We start from the raw sequence: 23341 nt of genomic DNA on the forward strand, positions 1-23341 counted from the left end.
GGCACCTTGATAAGTGAATACCCTGCTCAGAGTGATACCTGACCTGAATATGCATCCTGCGTGTCTTGTCAGAGAAAACGTTCCGGAAATATTGGAACCCGGGACAGGAACGGATCTGAGAAAGAAAACAGGAAAATGCTCAAATCTTAAATCAAAAATAATTGTCTGATTCATAAAGATGATGACAGTAGAAACAGTGTGGCGGTGTTTGTTTCCAAAGGAATAGATACCGCCATATTTTTGTACTGTTATCCCGGCATTTATAAAAGCCGACTGTCCCAGGCAGTGCAAATATATTGGAAGGGAGGAGATGAAAGGCACGATCAGAATATAAATCGAATGAAAAAAAGTTACTGTAAAAATGAAATTTCAGAAAGGATTTAAGAAGATGAAAAGAAAAAGAATGGCAAAGAGAGTGGTATCAGGATGTCTGGCGCTGATTTCTTTTCTGTCCACGGCATTATCTCCTGCAGTTGCCTATGCTGCGGAACCGGCATCTGAGAAGATCCCTTATTATGAGGAGATCAAAGATCAGCTGGATCCGGACGAGGTCGTTACAGCAAACGATTATGAGATTACGGTTGGTTCTTCCTTTGATATTACTTCTGATTTTTCCGGGATTGAGATCCCGGATGACAGTAAGGTAAAAGTGACGTTCCATGATGCAGAGAATGAGAGTGGAAATTCCTTTAGTACAGATCATGAGGATACCTACCAGGCGGTCTATTATGTGGAACCGCAGACAACCGGCCATCCGGTCTATCAGATCAGCAGGAACATCCTTGTAAAAGAGGTACAGACGGAAGCAGAAAGTACAGCCAACACAGACAGTTCTTCTGATGATGACTCAGGGAATGGAGAAACTTCTGACAGTGAAGAGGAGCTATCAGACACGGAATCAGATCAGGTAGGTCAGACAGAAGCAGAGGATGTACCGGACAAGGGCGATATGCTTTCTGAGGAAGCATTGGATGAAGCGATTGAAAGTACGGAAGGACAGAAAATCGTAGATGAGGAAACCGGTCTGTCTCTGGGAGAAGTTCTCATTCAGGCAGAGGAACAGGGCGTAGACATTCAGGGTCTTGATCAGGGAGAAAGTGTAACTTTTACAGCTAAGGCCCCGATGACACGGGCGGCCAGAGCTTCCCAGACAGTCACTATTACCCAGGGATCGTGGTACTACTATGCAGACTATGGACTTGGTTCCTATTTGACCTCTCCATTTACTGTGTCTTTTGGAAATGTAACGGCAACAGCATATTGCGTACAGCCGTCCAAACCGGGACCGGGAAGCGGCACATATCAGATCACAAAGCTGGAAGGGAATAAAGAACTGGCAAAGGTCTGCTATTATGGAACAGAAGCAGCGGGATCAGCATATTTCTTTAATAATTACCATCAGGATTTTTCTGCGGGGAAACGGTTTATTGTAACGCATCTGGCGGCGTCATATGCAAATGGGAGCAGCGATGCGTTTTATGGAACCAACAGCACAGGAGAGGCTCTGGCTATGGAACTGTATCATTATGCAGTGAGACAGCCGGATATTCCGGATGTAGAAATGTCCTTCTCTAATGCGGAAGTGACTGCATATGTTGATGGCGACCAGCAGAGAACAGAAGATATTACGTTTAATGCATCCAGTCAGCAGACAATCACTATGAACCTGCCGGATGGGGTGAAACTTCATAACATCAGTACAGGCAGTGTCAGCGCTGCTGGAGCGGATGTCACGATTTCCGGAGGTACAAAGTTTTATCTGACCGCACCGCTCACCCAGACAAAAGACGTGTCCGGATCGTGGTCGGCAAAGATGCAGGGAAGTATTACAAAAGACTACTCTGCCTATAAGATCACAACCGGGAGTGAGCATCAGGATCTTGCCCTTGTATTCGGCGAGGGCGTAGAGGATGAAAAGTATGTAAGTTTTTCGGTGAAATGGCTGGAACTGGCAAAGGTAGAGGTCATCAAAGTGGACTCCAATCATGAGAACGCAAAATTATCCGGAGCAGTGTTTGGCATATACAGTGATAAGGACTGTTCAGAACTGATTACAGAAATGCCGGCTACGGACCAGAATGGATCTGCTGTAGCAGAGATTGTAAAGACTCAGGATACGGTGTACCTGAAAGAGATCACAGCTCCATCTGGTTACCGGATCAATGTGTCTGCTTATAACGTAAACCTTGTGGCGAATGAGACAACTTCCGTTACTGTTCCGGATCAGGAGCAGATGGGAGAACTTACAATCTATAAGGATGGACAGGTATTGACCGGTGCGGATGTGACAGAAGATGGCGTCACCTTCCGCTATGAGAACCGCAGGCAGGAGGGCGCTGTCTATAACGTTTATGCGGGAGCGGATATTATAACTGCCTACGGCGCAAAAGTCTACAGTAAAGGGGATTTGGTAAAAGCGAACCTGACAACAGATTCCAATGGAGCCACCGTGTTGAAAAATCTTCACCTTGGGACCTACACCATTAAAGAAGTGCAGGCTCCGGAGAATTTTTATAATGCCGGGGAGGAAAAGACAGTCACGCTGTCCTATGCCGGACAGAACGTGGAGACGGTATTCAGCGAGAGTACCTTTGTCAATGACCGGCAGAAAGCGGAAGTTTCCGTGCTGAAAAAGGACAAGGACACCTTAAATCCTCTGGATGGCGGCGTGTTTGGCCTGTATGCGGGAAGCGAAATTAAAAATGCAGATGGAAGTGTTGTGGTATCTAAGGGAACGCTGATTGAGAAAGCGGTGACTGGAGAGAATGGAAAAGCCGTATTTACGGCAGACCTGCCAATAGGATTTTCCTATGATGTGAAAGAAATCCAGGCTCCGGAAGGTTATGTGCGGAACCAAGCAGATGTATATTCCTTTACGTTCTCTTATACCAATGACAGCGAAGCGAAAGTGACATTTACCCATACCTTTACCAATGAGAGAGTAAACGCCACAATCCGCTTGCAGAAAAAAGACGCAGAGACGAACCAGGTAGCTCCACAGGGAGACGCCACATTGGAAAATGCGGTGTATGGCCTGTATGCCCGTGAGGATATTGTCCATCCGGACGGGGCAACCGGCGTGATCTATAAAGCCGGTGACAGGGTGTCAACGCTGACCACGGATGAGAACGGGGAAGCGTCTGTAGAGAATCTTTATCTTGGAGAGTATTTTATAAAAGAGATCACGCCTCCGGTCGGGTATCTGGCAGATGAGCAGGAACATGACCTGGTGTGCAGCTATGAAGGAGATTTGACAGCAACCGTGGAGCGGGAGTGCGTTTCACTGGAACAGGTAAAGAAGCAGCCCTTTGAGATTATCAAAGCAGCTAATAACGGGGAGACGGACGCCGATCTGCTTTCCGGTGCCGGATTTACAGCATATCTTCTTTCTGATCTGACGGTAAAAGAAGATGGCAGCTATGATTTTGATTCCGCAGAACCGGTGGTGATCGGGGAGAATGGAGCGACAGAGATGTTTACGGACGAGAAAGGACATGCCTGCAGTATTGCTCTTCCTTATGGCACATACCTTGTCCGTGAGACAACCACGCCCCACAACTACAAGCCAGTGGACGATTTTATCGTGCGGATCACAGAGCATAATCAGAACACGCCCCAGGTATGGAGAGTGCTTCTGGATGAAGAATTTGAAGCGAAGCTGAAAATCATCAAGCAGGATGATGAGACGAAAAAGCCGGTACTGCAGGAATGCACGGAGTTCCGGATCTATGACCTGGACAATAAAGAATACGTTGAGCAGGTGACGACTTATCCGACAACGGAGGTTCATACCTCTTTCTTTACGGACGAGGAAGGCTATCTGATTCTGCCGCAGAATCTTGCAATCGGGCATTACCGGATTGAGGAAGTCACAGCGCCTTACGGATATACGCTGAATGAGAATTACTATGAGATTGCCGTGGATTCCGATACCGCTTACCAGGTGGACAGTGTTTCCGGGGATGTGATCATTGAAGTGGTCTATGAGAATCATCCGGTCAAAGGACAGCTAAAGATCGTAAAGCAGGGCGAAGTGCTGGACGGTTTCAGCAAGGATTTTGTCTATCAGACAGAAAACCTGGCAGGTGCAGTCTTTGAGGTTTCCGCTGCGGAGGATATTTATACCGCTGATTTCCAGAAAGACGCAGAGGGGAACCGTATTTTAGAATACGCTGCCGGCGAGCTGGTGGGAACTGTGACTACGGATGAAAACGGGGAAGCATATCTTTCTGATCTTCCTCTTGGAAGTTACAAGATCATGGAAGTGACAGCCCCGGAAGGCTTTGTGCTGGACGAGGAAGTACAGACAGTGACCTTTACCTATAAGGATCAGGAGACACCTGTGATCGAGCAGGAAGCAGTTTTCCAGAATGACCGTCAGAAAGTGGAAGTATCCGTAGTGAAAAAGGATGCTGAAACACAGGCTACAGTCCCAGGCACTGTGTTTGGACTGTATGCCAAAGAGGATATTCTGGCGCATGGCGAGGTACTTGTGAAAGCCGACACGCTGATCAGTAAGGCATTGTCTGATGAAAACGGGAAAGCGGTCTTTATGAATGACCTTCCTTTTGGACGTTACTATATCAGAGAAAAAGCGGCTCCGGATGGATATGTTTCTTCCGATAAAGTTGTAGAAGTAACTGCAGAGTATCAGGGGCAGGGAATCCCGGTGGTGGAACTGTCCTCTGAATATGAAAACGAGCCGACAAAGATTTCCGTGAAAAAGACTGATCTCACAACCGGCGTGGAGCTGGAGGGCGCAAAGCTGACTGTCCTGGATAAAGACGGAAATGTGGTTGACAGTTGGACTTCCGTAAAAGGGGAGGAACATCTGATTGAACGGCTGACGGTGGGCGAGACTTATACACTTCGGGAAGAACGGGCTCCCTATGGCTATCTGAAAGCAGAAGAAGTGACTTTTACTGTGAAAGACACAGCGGAGATCCAGAAAGTGGAAATGAAAGATGATGTACCAACAGGAACGCTGATCATCAACAAGAAAGGTGAGTTTCTGGAGGACGTGACACTGGCCGATACCATTGGCGGCTGGATCAGCAACATCTTCGAGTATATTACCGGCACTCTGAAAGATGTAACCTTTGAGGTATACGCACTGGAAGACATCCAGGCGGCAGACGGCGAAAGTGAGGACTATTACAAAAAGGACGAGCTGATCGCCACGATTACCACAGATGAGACAGGCATTGCAAAGCTCTCTGACCTTCCACTTGGAAGATACTATGTAAAAGAAAAAGAGACGGCGGAGGGCTATGTGCTGGACGGGGAGATCCGGGAGATCGATCTGACCTATGTGGATCAGGATACTGCAGAAGTTACCTGGTCTGGAGACTGGCAGAATAACCGCCAGAAAGTGGAAGTCTCTGTTTTGAAGAAAGAGAAGGATTCTGACCGGGTACTGGAGGGGGCTGTGTTTGCACTTTCCGCAAAAGAGGATATTACCAATAAAGATGGAGATGTGGTTCTGGAAGCGGGAACCGTGATCGAGGAAAAGGCAACCGGCGAGGATGGAAAACTGACCTTTGAGGCGGATCTTCCCATTGGATTTTCCTATACGGTGAAAGAGACTTCTCCGGCTCCGGGATTTGCCACCACAGATGAGGTGCAGGAGTTTACTTTTACAGCGGAATCTTCCGGCAAAGCGACAGTTTCGTATGAATTTACCTTTGAGGATGAACCGACAGTCTTTGAATTTACCAAAACTTCCCTGACTACCGGGGAGGAGATTGAGGGAGCAAAGCTGACGGTAACGGATGAAAACGGAGAAATCGTGGATGAATGGGTATCCGGCAAAGAGCCCCATATCATAAAAGAGCTGGTGGTTGGACAGACCTACACGATGACGGAAGTGCTTCCGGCTCCTGGATATGTGACAGCGGAGAGTATCCAGTTTACCGTGGAGGACACCGCAGAAGTCCAGAAGATCGAAATGAAAGACGATGTGACAAAGGTGGAAATCTCTAAGACGGATATTGTCGGAGAAGAGCTGCCGGGAGCGAAGCTGACCATCCTGGACGAGAATGGAGAAGTGGTGGAGAGTTGGACTTCCACGGAGGAACCGCACTATATCGAGATGCTTCCGATTGGAAAGTACACACTTCATGAAGAATCCGCACCGGAAGGCTATCTGGTCGCAGAGGATGTAGCGTTTGAGGTAAAAGATACCGGTGAGATCCAGAAAGTTATCATGAAAGATGAGGCAGAGCCGAAAGAAACACCGGAGACGCCTCAGGACACCACATCCGTGGATGCCCCGCAGACCGGAGACCATACAAACATTCTGCTATGGTCTGCATTGTTTGGTCTGGGGCTTTGCGGATCTGTTGTGGCAGTTGTTTTAAGAAGAAAAAGGAAATAAGAAGTTGGAAACGGGCGTTCACTGAAATATGTGGGCGCCCTTTTATGGAACAGAAAAGGATACAGGATTATGGGAAATAAGAAATTAGTGATCGATCCGAAAGCGGCAATTCCGGGGCAGAAGTATCAGAAGGACAAGCCATGGTCCTGCAGATATTGTTACTGGTGGGGAAAAGGAGGATGTAAGGAAAAACAGTGCCATTATCTGGCATCAGAAATCAAAAAAAGAGAATTGCCCCGCGAACCGGGACGCTGTAAAGGCTGTCCTTATGGAAAACATATGCCGTGCATCGGTTACTGTATTGCAGTTTTATATCGGGAAATGAATTCCCGGAAAGTGAGGTGAAAATTTGCAGGATGAAGTAAATGAGAAAACGATCAGCCTGTGTGTTCAGTGCACCAGGATGACAGCAGGAGTTCTGAAAGCAGCACTGCGGAAGTATTTGAACGACAGAGACCGTGCGAAGCAGAATAAGGTACAGGTCAGGCAGGCTGCAAAAAGAGGCAGGGCTCAGGAGAAAGGAAGAATAAAAGAACAGAAACATCAGCAGAAGAAAGTGCCTCATGGGAAACAGACAATGAAACAGTTGATGGCAAAAGGCGCCCAGCTGTCAAACATTCTGATAACGAATCAGAATATCCGTTCATTTGACAGGGTTGCGAGAAAATATGGTATTGATTACAGCCTGAAAAGAGATAACAGCGTTTCACCGCCCAGATATATGGTGTTCTTCCGTGCAAAGGATGTAGATGTGATGACTGCAGCCTTTCGGGAGTATGCCGGGGTTGCGATGAAGAAATCCAGAAGACCTTCTGTCAGGAAAAAGCTCCAGAAAGCTATTCAGAGGACAGCAAAGCATCGGGAACGTGTAAAGACCAGGCAGAAAGACAGAGGACAGGAGCGATGAAAAACATACAGATAAAAAAACTGCTCCTTTCGAATTTTCCTTATGTGATCTGCTTTTATATCGTGGATAAGGGAGCATGGCTTTTCCGTCATTGTACGGGAGATAGCTGGATTGTACGTATGGGCGTGATGTTATCGAATTTTAAACTGGCGTTTGTATCCTGGCTTCCCAGCATTCACTTGTATGATCTGTTGGCGGGGGCAGCTGCGGCTGTACTTTTAAAGCTCATAGTCGTCTATCGGGGCAAGAATGCAAAGAAGTTCCGGCAGGGGGAGGAGTATGGATCAGCCAGATGGGGGACTGCAAAAGACATTGAGCCTTTTATGGATCCTGTATTTGAAAATAATATCATCCTGACCCAGACAGAAAGGCTGACTATGAACAGCCGGCCAAAACTTCCCAAATATGCCAGAAATAAAAATGTCATCGTGATCGGAGGCTCCGGATCCGGGAAGACCCGATTCTATGTGAAGCCACAGCTGATGCAGATGACAGATCATGTTTCCTATGTAGTTACAGACCCCAAAGGCACGATCATCGTGGAATGCGGTCGGATGCTGGTGAACCACGGATATCAGATCAAGGTGCTGAACACCATTAATTTCAGTAAATCCATGCACTTTAATCCATTCCACTATATCCGCTCGGAGAGGGATGTCCTGAAGCTGGTGAATACGATCATTGCGAATACAAAGGGAGAAGGAGAAAAAGCAACAGAGGATTTCTGGGTCAAAGCAGAGAGGCTTTTGTATACGGCCCTGATCGGATATATCTGGTATGAGGCTCCGGAAGAAGAACAGAATTTTTCTACATTGCTGGAATTTATCAATGCCAGTGAGACACGGGAAGAGGATGAAGATTTTAAAAATGCAGTGGATGAACTGTTTGAGGAACTGGAAGCAGAAAATCCTGAACATTTTGCCGTAAGGCAGTACCGGAAATATAAGCTGGCTGCCGGAAAGACAGCGAAGTCCATTCTGATTTCCTGCGGCGCCAGGTTAGCTCCTTTCGATATTGCCGAGCTACGGGAACTTACCAGTTACGATGAACTGGAACTGGACAAGCTGGGAGACAGAAAGACCGCCATGTTTGTCATTATTTCTGACACGGATGATACCTTTAATTTTATTGTGGCAATCATGTATACACAGCTTTTTAATCTGTTGTGTGACAAAGCGGATGATGTTTACGGGGGCAGGCTTCCTTATCATGTACGGCTTTTGCTGGATGAGTTCAGCAATATCGGGCAGATTCCTAAATTTGACAAGCTTATTGCTACGATCCGAAGCAGGGAAATCTCTGCATCAATTATCCTCCAGTCACAGAGTCAGTTGAAAACGATCTATAAAGACGCTGCCGAAACAATTCTCGGCAACTGCGACACCATGTTGTTTCTCGGCGGAAAAGAAAGCTCTACCCTGAAAGAAATCTCGGAAACTCTGGGGAAAGAAACGATCGATCTTTATAATACCTCGGACACCAGAGGACAGAGCCGGTCTTATGGACTAAATTACCAGAAAACCGGAAAAGATATGCCATACTTGTTCGTGAAGAGTTCAGTTGCCTTGAATTTATCATGAACAGGGACACGATCAACTGGATTCTGAAAAAACTGAATACAGGAGGTCGAACATGGAGCATTTACCAAAGAAAATCCATCAAAACGGCATCAACTACACGCTGGTAGGAGACTACTACATCTCCGATTTGAGGCTGCCGGAGGAAAGCTGCCCTATTGGTCGATGGGGCCGGATGCACAAAGCGTTTCTGCAAGAACACCGGCCCGGCCAGTACAATGCACTGCTTCTGTCGGGAAAACTCTGGACATATCTTGCTGACCTGAACGAACAGGCCGCTGACCGGCTGGCGTGTATCGTCTCGCAGATGCAGGAGGCAGAGGGTGTCACCGAGGAACTGAAAGCCCGTGACCAGCTTGCGTGGGTCGGGGGCATGAACAGTATCCGCAGCCGGGCAGAGGAAATCATCCTGTTTGAGATGATTTTTGTCTGAGGGAGGTGGACGCATGATTCTGGAAGAAATGTATAACGGCAGATTTTATCCCTGTGAAACGGTGGTCGCTGATTCACCGAGGTTCAAGCAGGCAGTCAAAGCCAGCGCCGCCCTGATGGACACCTTATCTGAGCGCCTGAGCAAAGAAGACTATGCACTGGTTGAAGAACTGCGGGAGCAGGTGGCAATCGCTCAGTGTGAGGAAAACGAAAGCCACTTCAAATACGGCTTTTCGGCGGGGCTGCTTGTCCAGCAGGAAGCCCATGCGCAGGTGTCTCAAAAAGACAAAGAATAGCATCTTCAATAGAGGTTGTTCCCAAACTGGGAACAACCACCACAACAGAATGCAGCTTTACGAAAGCCATTTGCCAATCAACCGGCGGATGGCTTTTTTGCCGCTCCCGGATATGGAAATTTTACTTCCGCTTACGTCTGGCCTTGCGGTTGAGTGGGATGGGGCTGGCCTTTCCCCTCATGTTATTGGGATTTTTGAGCAGCTTGGACAGGCTCAGTATCCGCAGGAACGCCGAGAAGTCCTCCGAGGAAATCTTCTCAAAGGGTATCTGCAACTTATCGCAGAACTCGTGGATCAGCATTTCTGTATCGCTGCCCTGCCCTATGGCCTGCTCAAATTTTTCCTTCACATCATCCAGCGTGGGCTGCGGGTCGGCGGTGGTTTTGTCCTTGCGGTGTGCTTCCCGGATGTCCCGGACGATGCTGTCCAGATCATCGTGCATAACGTGGCTGTAAAAATCGCTTTCCTGCACCTGCCCCAGTTCCAGCGTCCGCATATAGAGGTCATCTTCTCCGGGTTCATACTTGCTCATGACGGTCTGCCGGGTGGCCTCCAACACCAGATTCATCTGCTCCACCCGCATATTGGCGATCTGGTCGATACAGATTTCCATATCTATCATCAGCCGCCGGAAATTTGGGTGGGTAGCCAGTTCACAGAGAAGCCGGTTGTTAATCTTGCCGCTGCTCAAAAGTTCCACCATATCATCACTCAGATGCAGAGATTGAAGTTCTGTGTTTGGGTGATTTTTATTTTCCGTCAGCCCCATCAGATAGTCAGTGGACACACCGTAAAACTCTGCCAGCGTTGCAATCGCAAACGGACTGATGTCCTTGTAGTCATCGCTTTCATATTTTCCCAGCGCGGATTTAGACAGGCCGGTCTGCTCTGCCAGTTGTTCCAGCGTCAGGTGCTTGTCCACCACCCGCAGGTCTTTGAGCCGCTCCGGGATTGATAGCTTTGCGTACATCCAATGCCCCCTCTCTCCTTATCGTTTTTCAGTGATTACATCCATTATAGCACGATTCCATAAGCGTGGAAATATGCGGATTTCAAGCGTTTTTCCGACGTTTTGGATATACGGGGAAGGGCCTCTTTTTTCGGTAAACTGGTTCTTGCAGACAGGCACAGAACCTTGAAAATCGAATGACCGGCTGCAAGGGGTATGGCCTCCGGGGAAGTGACGCCAGGACAGAAATCGAGCGCACCAAAGAGGCCGATACGCCGGGAGAAATTCCGGGCAGGAGCGGCTTGCAGGCAGACCGGCAGACAGAAACAAGTTTATCAATCATGCGGGGCGCATGGTCCCGCAGCAAAGAAATGGAGGAAATCATTATGACACTGAGTATGAAAGAAAAGAAGATTCTCTACGCTTACGGCTGTCCCAGCCACCACAATACGGTGACACGGCTGAAATGGCTGACGGCCCTGACGGTTGACCCGGAGGCCAAACGCCGGATGCTGGGGCTGGCCCGGAAGGTGGAGACGGAGGTGGATGAAAGCTGGTACGAGGATTTTTACCACCATCTGCGGATGGAGATGGACGAGTACCGCCGTCTCAAGCGCAGCCTGCGTGTGCTGAAATCTTACACTGATTATGAGGAGGATTTGTATGAGGAAGCTGTCTAAGTATGAGAAAGAAACCATCATCAACTGGAACGAGGCGGAGAACCTTGCCAGTGTCTACACCTTCAACGCCAGTTTGAAGCGCAGGCTGGCTGATTTCAGCCGGAAATACCCTCTGCTGTGCCGGTTGGAGCGCAGCACGCCGGAGGGCAGCGTGACCTATGTGCTGGACAAGTCCCGGCTGTCGATCCGGCTGGTGCCGCCGTACAGCGAGGAACGGAAAGCCGCCGCAAGGGAGTACGCAAAGGAGCATGGCTTTCAGGTGGTAGGGGCGGAAGAAAAAATCGCCTGAAATCTGGGCGATTACGGTCAAAATGCCGGGTCTGCACCCGGTGTTTTGACCGGCAATCCCCGCAGGCGTATTCCGTATCCACTTCCCGCCTATGGGCGCAAATGTGCGGATACGGAGCCGGTGAAACTGGCAAACACCGCTTCTGCGGTGGAAGCCAGCTTCGCCGGTGCGGGAGTACAGAGGGCAGCCAGCCCTTTGTGCCGGGGTGCAGGGGCGGCAGCGCACTGCTGGGGTCAAGGGGCAACGCCCATTGGCAGGTTAAGGGCGGCAGCCATTATCGGGTCAAGGACGAAGTGCCTTGGCGGGTTGAGGGCAGCCGCCCCATCGGGTCAAGGGTGAAACGCCTTGCCCAGGGAGAGTTGATGCCTGCGTCAACTCGTACTGGGTATTACCTGACGCAGACTTTCGCAGGATTTGCGGCTTCGCCGCCCTTCCCCGGCCCCGCAGCATCTTCGCAGGAAGGAGGGAAATTGTTTGAAACTGACACGACACAACGGGCGCTCCGGCAAGCATGGCACCTACAATCCCCGCCACAATGACCGCCGGTTCGATGTGGAGAACAGCGAACACATTGACGCAGAACGGGCAAGGCGGAATGTCTACTGGGACTGCTACCGGGGCTTCACGACACACGAGTTCCGGGAGAACCCGGAGCAGCCGGATTTCAGCTTTGAGGAAATCGAGCGGATGTACTACTACGAGCATTACGGCGGCCATGTGGAGGCCCAGAACGCCCGGAATGAGAAAACCCGGCACACGGAGCGCAACCGCACCGTGGAGGACTTGCTGAAAAACAACAAGACCTGCCCGGAGGAAAGCATCTACCAGATCGGCACGATGGGAGAATCCGTCACGCCGGATACGCTCTTTTCCATCGTCAATGAGTTTTATGAGGAATTTGAGCGCCGCTTCGGTTCCCATATCCACATCTTAGATTGGGCGCTCCATCTGGACGAAGGGACGCCCCACATCCATGAGCGGCACGTCTTTGATTGTGAGAACCGCTACGGGGAACTGTGTCCCCAGCAGGAAAAGGCGCTGGAAGAACTGGGCATCCCTCTCCCAAACCCTGAAAAGCCCAAAGGCCGGAACAACAACCGCAAGCAGACCTTTGATGCGGTCTGCCGGACGATTCTGTTTGACATCGCCAGACGGCATGGGCTGCATCTGGATCAGGAGCCGTCCTACGGCGGGCGGGACTATCTGGAAAAACAGGATTATATCCTGATGAAACAGAAGGAGCAGCTGGCGGCGCAGGAGCAGAAGCTGGAAGAACTGACGCTCAAAATCGAGGACGTAGAGACGCTGCTGGATGATGTTTCCGATGTGGCATACGACAAGGCGGTGGAGGTCGTGACCGATACTGTCCGGCAGGAGACGCACAAGGAAGATATTCGTCTGGTGGAGGAAACGAAAAAGTGGGTGCTTTCGCCGGAGCGGAAGGCCCCGCAGAAGGAGCGTGACTACGCTGCCGCCCGTCTGGATGGAGTGATTACCAAAATCAAGCGGGTCATGCAGAACGCCCTGGCAAAAATCCAGAAAACGCTTATGCAGCCGGAGGTCAAGAAGGCCGGTAAGGAGCAGATCAAGGAGAAGGCAAGGGGATCCATCCGGGAGAAGCTGGCAAAAGGCAAGGCGAACGCTGACCGGAAAAACCGGGAGCGTTGGGAACGTGAGGGGCGTATTGCCCCGACCAAAAAGAAAGATATGGAGTTATGAGGCATCTGATTTTCTGCGGAAACCGGGTGCTTTTTTTCTGTCTGGAGGTGAGAAAATCGAATGTGTTTGAAGCGGTGAAGGAGTCTGTCACCACCAGGCAGGCTGCGGAAATTTATGGGGTTCCGGTAGGCAGAAATGGGATGGCCTGCTGTCCCTTCCATGATGACAAACATCCCAGTATGAAGGTTGACCGCCGGTTCCACTGCTTCGGCTGTCAGGCAGATGGGGATGTGATTGATTTTACCGCCCGCCTGTTCGGGCTGAGCAGTAAGGAAGCGGCTCTGAAGCTGGCGGAGGATTTCTCTGTCCGCTATGACGCCAAAGGCCATGACCCGCCCCGCAGGAGGCCGGTCAAGCGAAAAATCAGCGAGGAACTACGCTACCGGCAGGCGGAGCAGAAATGTTTCTGGGTATTGTGCGATTACCTGCATCTGCTGGAACGCTGGGAACAGGAATACGCCCCGCAGACGCCAGAGGAAGCATGGAACCCGCTGTTCGTGGAGGCCCTGCAAAAGAAACCGTACACGGAGTATCTGCTGGACATTCTCCTGTCCGGCAGCATGGAGGAACGGGCCTGCGTAGTCGCTGAGTATGGAAAAGAGGTGAGGAAGATTGAGCAGCGAATATCAGAGTTTACCGCTAGCCACCCGGCAGGCCGCCATGAGCGCAGCCGAAGCCTTAGCGCCGGAGCAGAGCGTTGACGAGGTGCGGGAAAGTCTCTCCGTCACCGAGAAAGGCCAGCCCGCCAACACCATCGGCAACTGCCGGACGGTGTTCTGCCATGATCCTCTCCTGCGCGGGGCGATCCGCCTGAACCTCCTGACTGACCGGGTGGACATTGTGCGGGATTTGGGCTGGCGCAGGAATACCAGCGCCCTGACGGATACGGACGTGAAGTATCTGCTTCTCTATTTTGAGCAGAACTACGGTCTGACCAGCGAGAAAAAGATGACGGCGGCGCTCTCCATCGTGGCGAACGAAAACTGCTACCATCCCATACAGGACGTGCTGAACGGCCTTGTCTGGGACGGGACGCCCCGTATCCGCTCCTGTCTCCATCACTTCTTAGGTGCGGACGAGAGCGACTATGTGGAGGAAATGCTGAAACACTTTTTGCTGGGGGCAATCCGGCGGGTATTCCGCCCCGGCTCCAAATATGAGGAAATGCTCTGTCTGGTAGGCGGTCAGGGCGCTGGCAAGTCCAGCTTCTTCCGCCTGCTGGCGATCCGGGACGAGTGGTTCAGTGACGATCTAAAAAAGCTGGACGATGACAGGGTGTTTTTGAAACTGCAAGGCCACTGGATCATCGAAATGTCAGAGATGCTGGCTACCAGCAGCGCCAAAAGCATTGAGGAAATCCGCTCATTCATCAGCCGCCAGAAAGAAACCTACCGGACACCCTACGAGGCCCAGCCAAAAGACCGGCTGCGGCAGTGCGTGTTCGGCGGTTCATCCAACACGCTGGACTTCCTGCCACTTGACCGGGCCGGGAACCGGCGCTTCCTGCCGATCATGATTTACCCGGAGAATGCGGAGGTTCACATCCTAGAGGACGAGAACGCCTCCAGAGCCTATCTTTTGCAGGTCTGGGCGGAGGCCATAACCATCTACCGCAGCGGCCACTATTCCATGAAGTTCAGTAAGTCTATCCAGCGCCAGCTGGTGGAGGTACAGAAGGATTTCATGCCGGAGGACACCGAGGCCGGGCAGATACAGGGATTTCTGGAACACTACACCGGCAGCATGGTCTGCTCCAAACAGCTGTTCAAGGAGGCGCTGGGTCACACCTACGATGAGCCGAAGCGGTGGCAGCTGCACAATATCAACGAGATCATGAACACGGTGGTGACGGGCTGGAAACCATTCTCCAATCCCCGGATGTTCGCCGGGTATGGCAGACAGCGGGGCTGGGAACGGGACGTTTCCGGCAACGAACTGCCCGGCAACGAAGATGGATTTGTGGAGCTGACCGAGGAAGAATGCCGCCAGCTGGAACTTCCCAAAGAGTGGACTGCCTGAAAATGGCGGTCTGTTGCCGGGATGGTTGTCACTTGGTTGCCGGGTTCGTTGCCGGGGATTTTCCGGTCTGGATACGGAAAAAGCCTGTAAATAAGGCATTTTCTAATATCTATCTCTATCTCCGGCAACGAAAGCAACGAGATTTTTCAAGAAAATTGATAAAGTAAGATTTTCAGGTCAGACGATAGTTTACAGGTTTTCAGAGGTTCGTTGCCGGACTTCGTTGCCGGTGCTGCCGTCTGGCCTGCCACTCTATGGAGGTAGCCTATGGAAAAAAGCAAGCAGCAGAAAAATAAAGTCCGTTTTGTGGTGGTGCGGGAGTTCTCCGGGGAGAAGTCCATGCGGGAAGCCTTTGAGCAGCTGATTGAGCGTCAGACCTGCGAACACTTCGAGGAATGGCGTCAGCAGCGTGAAATGGCGGAGAATGCTGCGTAAAAACGGTTGATTCAGGGACAGGGGCATGGTATTATAATGGTATCGTGTCCCTGTTCATAGAAGGAGAACGCTATGAGCAGGAAAAAACAAGTCTATGAGAAAATCACCGCTCTCTACTGCCGTATCTCTCTGGATGATGGCGGCGACAATGAGAGCATGAGCATCAGCAACCAGAAAATCATGCTTCGGGACTTTGCTGAAAAGCATGGGATGTTCCAGTATGAGTATTATGTGGATGACGGCTATACGGGCCGCAACTTCAACCGCCCTGCCTTCCAGCGTATGATCGCTGACATTGAGGCGGGGAAGATCGGCTGCGTCATCACCAAAGACCTATCCAGACTTGGTAGGAATTATATTGAAGCTGGCAGCTATATCGAAATCTTTTTCCCCAAACACAATGTGCGCTATATCGCCATCACGGACGGCGTGGACAGCCTGACCCGTCAGGAGATGGACATCACGCCCTTTAAGAATATCCTGAATGATATGTACAGCCGGGATATTTCCAAAAAGGTGCTGGCGGGACGCATGACCCGTTCCCGGCAGGGAAAGTTCTGCGGCGGGCAGCCGCCTCTTGGCCTGATGCGCGACCCGGAGGACAAAGGACATCTGATCCTTGACCCGGAGACAGCGCCGGTGATCCGAAAAATCTATGATATGGCACTGGACGGCTGGGGCTGTATGCGGATCGCAAAGCAGCTCATGGATGATAAAATCCCCATCACCAGAGTAAAAAGCAATACAGAATGTGACATGAACTACTATTCATGGGGGAGCGCAAGGATCAGCCATATCCTGCGGAATCCCTTTTATAAGGGCGCACATCTTGTCTGCCGGACACATCAGAAAGGCATCCGCTCCAACACCTATGACATTATCCCCCGTGAGGAATGGGAGGTCATTGAGGGCTGCCATGAGGCGATTGTGACGCCGGAGGAATGGGAACAGGTGCAGGAAATCATTGACCGCAGGCCCACCATTATGAAAGGCAACGCCTGCCCCTTTTATAACCTGTTCCACGGGCTGGTCTACTGCGCCACCTGTGGGAAGTCCATGCAGGTGCGGTATGAAAAAGCCGGCAGAACCGGGAAGAACCGCTTCACCGGCGAAATGCGGGAGCCGATTGATAAGGCATACTATATCTGCCAGACCTACAACCGGCTGGGCAAGAACGCCTGTACCAGCCACAAGATTGAGGCAAGGGATTTGTACAATCTGGTGCTGAAGGATATACAGGAATTGGCGGAGCAGGCCATGAAGGACGCCGATGCGTTCTACCAGCGGCTCAGCAGCCGGATGGAGCGCCGGTATCTGGTGGACGCTTCCCAGACAGAGAAGGAACGGAAACGGCTGGAAGCCCGGAATCAGGAAATTGACGGAATGTTTTTAAACCTGTACACCGATAAGGCCAAAGGCATCCTGACTGAACAGCGGTTTATGAAGCTGACGGCGGCGCTGGAACAGGAGCAGGAAGCCAACCAGAAGCGCCTGCACGATCTGGCGGTGATGCAGAGCCGGGCGGACGCACAGGAAAGCGAAGTTCGCACCTTTATCAAGGAAATCCGGCGCTATGCCGCTATTGAGGAACTGGACGAGTCCGTACTGAACCGGCTTATCAGCAAAATCCTGATCGGCGAGGTCAAAAAGGTGGACGGCCAGAAGGTGCAGGAGGTCAGGATCGTTTATAACTTTGTCGGGGAAATCCCGGAGATTGCAGCGTAAATAGTTTGCCCCATCTCTCAACCATTGAGGGATGGGGCTTTTGTTGTGGATAAAGCGATTTGTCTGAACGATAGTATTATCCCATATAATCCGTTCGCAGTGCTTCTACCAGATCACATTTCAGAATTTTCTTGCCACCCAGGTAATATGCCAGTGCAACAAAGCCAAAAAGTGCCACGATAAAAAGCAGGATAGGAACAATGGGAGCCACTGCTAAAAATTCCATTGGATTCAAGTAGCTTGCCGTTATCATCAGCCACACAAACACAACCGTAATCGGTAACGTGATCAGAACGGGGCGGCCAGCTATAACGATGGCTTCGATCCAAAACATTTTTCGCATACCTTCTGGCGTCATGCCAATGGACATATATCTCGCAAATTCTCTTTTCCTTTGCCGGATAAATCCCAACGTGTTGGAAAATACGTTAGCGATTCCGATGAAGGCCAGCAGCACACACAGCGCCCCGATTATCAGTTTGTACCCGTTCAGCATAGCATCGTTGTCTATCTTTTCCTGAACCCGGTTTTCCACCTCGAAAGAAATGTCATGTCCCAGCACATTCGTCAGCTCGGTTTCAATCATACTCAGTTCTGTCAGGGTTCTTTCTTTTTCTGAAAGAATGCGGATATAGGTATCTGGTTCAGCATTTCCAATCGTCTTTTCGATTTGTTTCCATGTGGAAAGGGACACAAATTGAACTAAAGCATAGTTATCATATTCTTCTCTCAAAACCGGCGGCTCCTTTGTAAAGCCCAAAACCGGAATCTCCACAGTTGCAGCCGCATCTTCCAGGTTTTGTAAAGTCATCGTGTCCTGGTTCTCTGACAAAAACGGAACATATTCTTTGTATCTGAAATTGCTGTTTATGTTGTCCCAAATACGGTTCAAAACAACGCTCCCGTTTTCCGCTGAGGAAACGCCGATCTGCTCACAATACGTGGCAAAGCTGCTGTCGTCCATGATTACAATAGGAGCCTGAATGGTATAAATCCCATCTGCCATACTGACATCACTTCCGGCGACTGTTTCAAGACCACCCAGACTTTTTACTTCTTCGCTGACAGCGTCCGCCCCAATAGAACAAACGGCGTTTGCCTTTTGATAAATCACACTGTCTGTATCAGGCAAAGCATGGATTTCATCCGTATGAGAGAAGTCCTCGATCTTTGTGTCCTCAAGCGTTGCCATCACATCCCAGGCATCCTGGTAGCGTTCAAAATAGGTATGGTTTGTACTGATTCCAGAGAGAGTAAAAAAACTCAGCATAAGGGCAAAGCCCAAAAAAGAAAGGGTCAACGACAGCGTGGCGGTTCGCAGAGATTTCTTCTGTGCTTTCAGTGCATTCCCGGCAAGTTCCCCTTCGGTTCCAAATAAAAGCGCAAGAATACGGGACTTTTTTCTCCGTTTTAGCTGTAATTCTCCCGTGTTTTTTATAGCTTCCAGTGGGGTCATCTTGCTCAATTTCCTGGCTGGCAGCCAGGCAGAAATCAGTACCGTCAAAAACGAGGTCAGAATCGTGACTGCAAACACCAGCGGATGATAGGCAAAGGCAGCTTCATGCCTGCCGACAATACTATCGGCGAGAATATTGACTGCCTGGATGGCTCCGAAGGTCAAAGCGATTCCGACAAAGCTTCCGATCAAAACAGGAATCACACAAAGCATCGCCGCTTCCTGTAAAAGACAGGTGCGAATTTGCCCCGGCGTCGCCCCAATGCTGGAAAAGATGCCAAACTGATGGACACGGGCATTCATAGATACAGCAAACGAGTTATGAATGATTAAAATCAAAGACACCGACACAAGCAGGAGTACAAAGAGATAAAAAGCCATCAATAAGGGCGGATTGCTGTCCTGCGGATCGTTGATGAAATAACTTGACAGCAGTGATTCATGATACGATACGGAAGTTTCCGGAACACCTAACTGCTGGGCGATAAGAGGCATATCCTGATACACAGCCCTCATGTTATCAAAGCAAATATCAACTACAAGAGTTTGATCGTCTGATAAATCCTCATTGATTATAGCCGTTTTTACATTGGCGAAATTCTCAATCTCGGACACTTTATCTTCTTCAAACGCCCCGCTGATGCGTCCCTGCCAGTTTCCTTCTTCTAAAACAACAGATTCTATTTCATAATTCCAGAAGTTATAAAACAAACCGCACAGCAAAGAAAGAAACAGGGCAGAAATAAACGCCGCAACCAGAACGGATACGCTGGAAGCCCGATTCTTTTTGATGAATCCTATCGAATAGTCTTTCCACATATTCTTACCTCCGTTTCTGATCGCCGACAATTTTCCCGTCCTCTATGGTAATAACGCGATCCGCCTCCAATGCGATCTTTTCATCATGGGTAATCAAAAGAATCGTCTGTTCCAGGTTACGGTTAGATAATTTTAGCAAGTCAATAATTTCCTCTCCGTTTTTCCGATCCAGGTTGCCGGTCGGTTCATCAGCAAGCAACAGCGCCGGGCGATAGATCAAAGAACGGGCGATAGCAACTCGCTGCTGTTGTCCGCCGGAAAGCTGGCTGGGCAGTGATTCCAGTTTATCTTCGATTCCCAGGGAATGTATAATCTGCTCAAAGTATTCTTGATTGGGTTTGCGTTTGTCTAACAGGAGCGGCATGAGTATATTTTTTCGGACGGTAAGGGTGGGGATCAGGTTATAAAATTGATAGACCAATCCGACCTTCCTGCGCCGGAAAATGGCTGCCTGGGTTCGGTTCATGGCAGATAATTCTGTCCCCTCTATCAGGACTTTCCCTTCTGTCGGCTTATCCACGCTTCCCAAAATATGCAGCAGTGTAGATTTCCCCGAACCGGATGCCCCTACGATTGCTACAAATTCTCCTTTTTGTACAGACAAGTCAATGTGATCCAACGCCACGACCTGATTGTTCCCAGAGCCATATACCTTTCGAACATTTTCACATTTTAGTATTTCCATGTCACTTTCTCCTCTCTACTGAATGGTCTTGCGTACAGTATAACAAAGTAAAGTGACATCTCAGTGACTGTACATCCTTATTTCAAAACAAGCACCGCCATTTTGCAAGTTGCAGGCGGTTATAGTTCCGTTCTGCAATTCAAAAATGGAACGGGCAAGAGCCAGACCAATTCCAATTCCATCTCCAACCGCACACCGGCCCCGGTAAAAACGATCAAAAAGATGCGGTAAGTCCTCTGTGTCAAAGCCCGCCCCGTCATCCCATACCTGAATTTCTACATAGAGAGGGTTGCCAGAGTAGCCACAATGGACTACGCCGCCCGGCTTGGAATGTTCCATACAATTCTTGATGAGATTGATGAGGGCTTCCATTGTCCACTCCAAATCCCCCAAAAATTCAATACAGCCATTTTCTGGAATTTCAACAGTAATATGGTTTTTTCGCAATAAATCGTTCAGATTATCTGCCGCCAGATTTAATACCGTATAAAGATCGACCTTTTCCCGTTTGAGCGGCAACGTTCCAGCATCAATCTTGGAAAGCATAAGCAAGGATTCTTCCAGACGGTTTAATCGTTTCAACTGCTGTTTGACCTGTTCTGCGTAAGTCCCCGGAATTTCTTTTTCCATAAGCTGCAACGACAAAAAGGCTGCTGTGATCGGCGTTTTCAGTTGGTGTGCTATATTAGCCAGGTTCTCTGCAAAATTTTCCTTTGCGGCAACTGCCGTTTCTCTTGTTTGATAAAGCATCGTGACAGTTTTGTATATTTCGTCCTGCAAATGGGAATATTCATCTTCCTTCGTCTGTATCAATGTCCCGCCAGCACCGATATTAACCTGCTCCAAATACTCGGTCAAATCATCAATCCTCTTTCGATTTTTTCTGTGGGACAAAAAAGTTCCAGCTCCAAAAGCACAAGCAGTCACAAGGAAAAATAGAATCGGAAAAAGCACTGTATCCAGCGGGAAATCATAGCAAAAATCATTAACCCGGTATCCGTATTTTTCCAGATAATCGTTGCCTCTGAGTTCTTGTTCCGTCAATGAATGATAGTCTTTCAGAGCCGCTAATAGCTGCGGCTCCGCTTCAGGAGAATTTGCCAATATGGTTTCGCATAATGCCGAGGTGTGTTCAAATGCAATCTGCCGGTACGTGTGCAGGAAGAAAGCGGCGGTAAGTATCATGCCTGCCGCAAGAACAGCAAACGGAAAAATCAGAAGTATTTTTTGTTTCCATTTTTCGCTCATTGTGTGTCCTCCATACGGTAGCCAAAACTTCGGATCGTTTTTAAGCAGGCTGGATGATTCAGCTTTTCCCGCAATCTTTTCATTGTGACCGTCAGCGTATTATCATTTACATAATTCCCGCTGCGATCCCAAACCTGCTCTAATAACTGGTTTCTGGTGATCGTTTTTCCCTTGTTTTCCATCAGAATCAGCAGAATGCGGTACTCCGGCTGGCTTACAACGATTTCTTTCTGTCCGTCATAGACAGCCGTTTTTTCCTTATCCAACATCAGGTCATCGCAGAATAGCTTTGTGTCGGTTATGGTTTTGGTTCTTCGCAGCAGTGCCAAAATACGGGAATACAGAACGGCAAGATCAAAGGGCTTTACCACATAATCATCCGCCCCATTTTGGAAACCAGTAACAATGTCGTGGGAATCGCCCCGAATCGTCAAATAAACAATCGGAAGAGTTTTCCATCTTTCCCGAATCCAAAGGCATAATTCACTCCCTTGTCCGTCCGGCATATTCCAGTCCAGCAAGACGATTGTAGGTAAATGACCGATTAATGCTTTCTTGACATCTGCAATTCTATCAAAAACGGCTACTTTGCAATTCTGCTGTTCCAAATATTCTTTTACAGACTTGCCAATCGTTTCGTCATCTTCCGCATAATAAACTTCAATCATGATGTTCTCCTCCTGATTGCCCGGCAGATTTTCTCCGCCCATCCAATGGCTTCGTAGCATTCTTTGGGATAAGCCAGACGGTTCCCATTTTTTCCGCTCCTGGGATACGTCCTGCGGAACAGTAGTAATTTATCCAACGGGGTGTTACTCCCCAAATTTTGCTTGCTTCTTTCAAAGTCATGTAATCCATATAGCACCTCCGTACTGCCATATTATAATTCGTACTCTCGAATAAAACAAGTTAAGCAGTACAAGTCAAGCTAATAATTATCAGAATGGTAGCCACAAAAAGGAATTCTTTGATCGTGGCTGCCATTTTTTTTAATTCATCACTTGACATTGTGGCAAAGAATTGATGAGCCGGGATGAGCTGGCTGTGATGGATGGAAATAAATGTATCCTGCAGCTTAGAGGTGTAAGGCCTTTTTACAGTGACAAATATGATATCACCAGGCACAAGCGCTACAAGGAGCTGTCTGACTTTAATAAAAAGAATGAGTTCCATGTGGAAGACTATCTTGAACATAAACTGGTTCTGCCTCTGGATCAGGAGTTTGAACTATACGAATACGAAGTGTCGCCGGAAGAGGCTGAGGCGGCAGAAAAGGAGGAATACAGCAGTGTGGATTGAAGCAAAAAACAGATCAGGAAGGTACGGAAGTCTTTTTGTCTTTAATTTCTGTTCTGTGTACAGCGATTATGCCCCGTATATCAATCATCTGGAAGAGATTGCTTCCAGAATTATGATCAGAGAGTGTGAAGAGTCTTTTCGGGAACTGATCAGAAAGATGCGTTCCAGGTGTGATGATAAGTATGCACATGATACAGTAATGCTCAGCACTTTTTTGTATGCAGATGAAATGGCAGAACTGGCAACGCATATGTCTTTTCTGCTGCTGGATGTTAATCCGGAGAAGACAAAAGAATAGGCAGACTCAGAGAAAGAAAGCATCGCCGGACCGTTCGAAAAGAACGGTTTTTTTACTTTATAGGAAATTGCGTTTTTGGAGCAGTCAAAAAAAGAACGCATGTTCATCGAACATATGTTAGATAAACATGCG

General features: G+C 49.1%; 19 protein-coding genes and 2 pseudogenes. 15 read left to right on the top strand and 6 right to left on the bottom strand.

Features of this window, described 5'->3' with window-relative positions; genetic code table 11:
* The first annotated feature begins 388 nt into the window (after positions 1 to 388).
* The 6 genes and pseudogenes from FGQ85_RS07900 to FGQ85_RS07925 all read left to right on the top strand — a co-directional run bounded on the left by FGQ85_RS07900 (position 389) and on the right by FGQ85_RS07925 (position 9588).
* Positions 389 to 6376, top strand: a complete 5988-nt coding sequence (locus FGQ85_RS07900) for a SpaA isopeptide-forming pilin-related protein (protein ID WP_171027915.1) — start codon at positions 389 to 391, stop codon at positions 6374 to 6376.
* A gap of 69 nt (positions 6377 to 6445) precedes the next feature.
* Complete coding sequence (locus FGQ85_RS07905) at positions 6446 to 6721, top strand: hypothetical protein (protein WP_207738708.1); 276 nt, start codon at positions 6446 to 6448, stop codon at positions 6719 to 6721.
* 4 nt (positions 6722 to 6725) lie between these two features.
* A complete protein-coding gene (locus tag FGQ85_RS07910) occupies positions 6726 to 7283 on the top strand; it encodes a PcfB family protein (RefSeq protein ID WP_138373133.1) in 558 nt (185 codons plus the stop codon).
* Positions 7280 to 8818 (top strand): annotated as a pseudogene (locus FGQ85_RS07915) (type IV secretory system conjugative DNA transfer family protein); the annotation flags it as partial. The gene FGQ85_RS07910 and the pseudogene FGQ85_RS07915, both read left to right, overlap by 4 nt.
* A gap of 97 nt (positions 8819 to 8915) precedes the next feature.
* Positions 8916 to 9293 (top strand): TnpV protein, encoded by a 378-nt coding sequence (locus FGQ85_RS07920; protein WP_138373135.1) that lies wholly within the window; start codon positions 8916 to 8918, stop codon positions 9291 to 9293.
* A 13-nt stretch (positions 9294 to 9306) separates the two neighbouring features.
* On the top strand, positions 9307 to 9588 hold the full coding sequence (locus FGQ85_RS07925; RefSeq protein WP_009891893.1) for a DUF6809 family protein: 282 nt from the start codon (positions 9307 to 9309) through the stop codon (positions 9586 to 9588).
* A 121-nt stretch (positions 9589 to 9709) separates the two neighbouring features.
* On the opposite strand, the gene FGQ85_RS07930 is transcribed toward FGQ85_RS07925, so the two are convergent.
* Entirely contained in the window at positions 9710 to 10558 is an 849-nt protein-coding gene (locus FGQ85_RS07930) for a helix-turn-helix transcriptional regulator (RefSeq protein ID WP_138373136.1), read from the bottom strand.
* 176 nt (positions 10559 to 10734) lie between these two features.
* Here FGQ85_RS07930 and FGQ85_RS18770 point away from each other — a divergent pair, with 176 nt between their 5' ends.
* The 7 genes from FGQ85_RS18770 to FGQ85_RS07960 all read left to right on the top strand — a co-directional run bounded on the left by FGQ85_RS18770 (position 10735) and on the right by FGQ85_RS07960 (position 17404).
* Complete coding sequence (locus FGQ85_RS18770) at positions 10735 to 11217, top strand: hypothetical protein (RefSeq protein WP_243128511.1); 483 nt, start codon at positions 10735 to 10737, stop codon at positions 11215 to 11217.
* Positions 11201 to 11506: a molecular chaperone gene (locus FGQ85_RS07940; protein ID WP_138373138.1), complete on the top strand. Its 306-nt coding sequence runs from the start codon at positions 11201 to 11203 to the stop codon at positions 11504 to 11506. Before FGQ85_RS18770 ends, FGQ85_RS07940 begins: the two co-directional genes overlap by 17 nt.
* A 474-nt stretch (positions 11507 to 11980) precedes the next feature.
* A complete protein-coding gene (locus FGQ85_RS07945; RefSeq protein ID WP_138373139.1) occupies positions 11981 to 13225 on the top strand; it encodes a serine/arginine repetitive matrix protein 2 in 1245 nt (414 codons plus the stop codon).
* The gene (locus tag FGQ85_RS07950; protein ID WP_138373140.1) at positions 13222 to 13926 is read left to right on the top strand and encodes a CHC2 zinc finger domain-containing protein; all 705 of its coding nucleotides are present in this window, start codon (positions 13222 to 13224) and stop codon (positions 13924 to 13926) included. The genes FGQ85_RS07945 and FGQ85_RS07950 overlap by 4 nt, the downstream gene beginning before the upstream one ends.
* Complete coding sequence (locus FGQ85_RS07955) at positions 13886 to 15244, top strand: virulence-associated E family protein (protein WP_138373158.1); 1359 nt, start codon at positions 13886 to 13888, stop codon at positions 15242 to 15244. Before FGQ85_RS07950 ends, FGQ85_RS07955 begins: the two co-directional genes overlap by 41 nt.
* Positions 15245 to 15511: 267 nt before the next feature.
* Positions 15512 to 15679 (top strand): hypothetical protein, encoded by a 168-nt coding sequence (locus FGQ85_RS18340; RefSeq protein WP_171027916.1) that lies wholly within the window; start codon positions 15512 to 15514, stop codon positions 15677 to 15679.
* A 72-nt stretch (positions 15680 to 15751) separates the two neighbouring features.
* Positions 15752 to 17404, top strand: a complete 1653-nt coding sequence (locus FGQ85_RS07960; RefSeq protein WP_138373141.1) for a recombinase family protein — start codon at positions 15752 to 15754, stop codon at positions 17402 to 17404.
* Positions 17405 to 17480: 76 nt separating this feature from the next.
* On the opposite strand, the gene FGQ85_RS07965 is transcribed toward FGQ85_RS07960, so the two are convergent.
* From FGQ85_RS07965 to FGQ85_RS07985, 5 genes are read right to left on the bottom strand one after another with little or no spacing between them, the layout of a single operon-like run.
* The gene (locus tag FGQ85_RS07965; RefSeq protein ID WP_138373142.1) at positions 17481 to 19679 is read right to left on the bottom strand and encodes an ABC transporter permease; all 2199 of its coding nucleotides are present in this window, start codon (positions 19677 to 19679) and stop codon (positions 17481 to 17483) included.
* A gap of 4 nt (positions 19680 to 19683) precedes the next feature.
* On the bottom strand, positions 19684 to 20364 hold the full coding sequence (locus FGQ85_RS07970; RefSeq protein ID WP_138373143.1) for an ABC transporter ATP-binding protein: 681 nt from the start codon (positions 20362 to 20364) through the stop codon (positions 19684 to 19686).
* Between the two features lie 60 nt (positions 20365 to 20424).
* Positions 20425 to 21612: a HAMP domain-containing sensor histidine kinase gene (locus FGQ85_RS07975; protein WP_138373144.1), complete on the bottom strand. Its 1188-nt coding sequence runs from the start codon at positions 21610 to 21612 to the stop codon at positions 20425 to 20427.
* Positions 21609 to 22280 (bottom strand): response regulator transcription factor, encoded by a 672-nt coding sequence (locus FGQ85_RS07980; RefSeq protein WP_138373145.1) that lies wholly within the window; start codon positions 22278 to 22280, stop codon positions 21609 to 21611. Before FGQ85_RS07980 ends, FGQ85_RS07975 begins: the two co-directional genes overlap by 4 nt.
* Positions 22273 to 22470, bottom strand: coding sequence for a helix-turn-helix domain-containing protein (locus FGQ85_RS07985; RefSeq protein ID WP_005341232.1), 198 nt, complete (start codon positions 22468 to 22470; stop codon positions 22273 to 22275). The genes FGQ85_RS07980 and FGQ85_RS07985 overlap by 8 nt, the downstream gene beginning before the upstream one ends.
* 153 nt (positions 22471 to 22623) lie before the next feature.
* Here FGQ85_RS07985 and FGQ85_RS07990 point away from each other — a divergent pair.
* Positions 22624 to 22911: pseudogene (locus tag FGQ85_RS07990) on the top strand (hypothetical protein); the annotation flags it as partial.
* Positions 22901 to 23209, top strand: coding sequence for a hypothetical protein (locus FGQ85_RS07995; protein ID WP_138373147.1), 309 nt, complete (start codon positions 22901 to 22903; stop codon positions 23207 to 23209). The pseudogene FGQ85_RS07990 and the gene FGQ85_RS07995, both read left to right, overlap by 11 nt.
* Positions 23210 to 23341 lie beyond the last annotated feature (132 nt).

The organism is Pseudoflavonifractor sp. BSD2780061688st1 E11, assembly GCF_005844125.1.
GTDB lineage: Bacteria > Bacillota > Clostridia > Lachnospirales > Lachnospiraceae > Sellimonas > Sellimonas catena.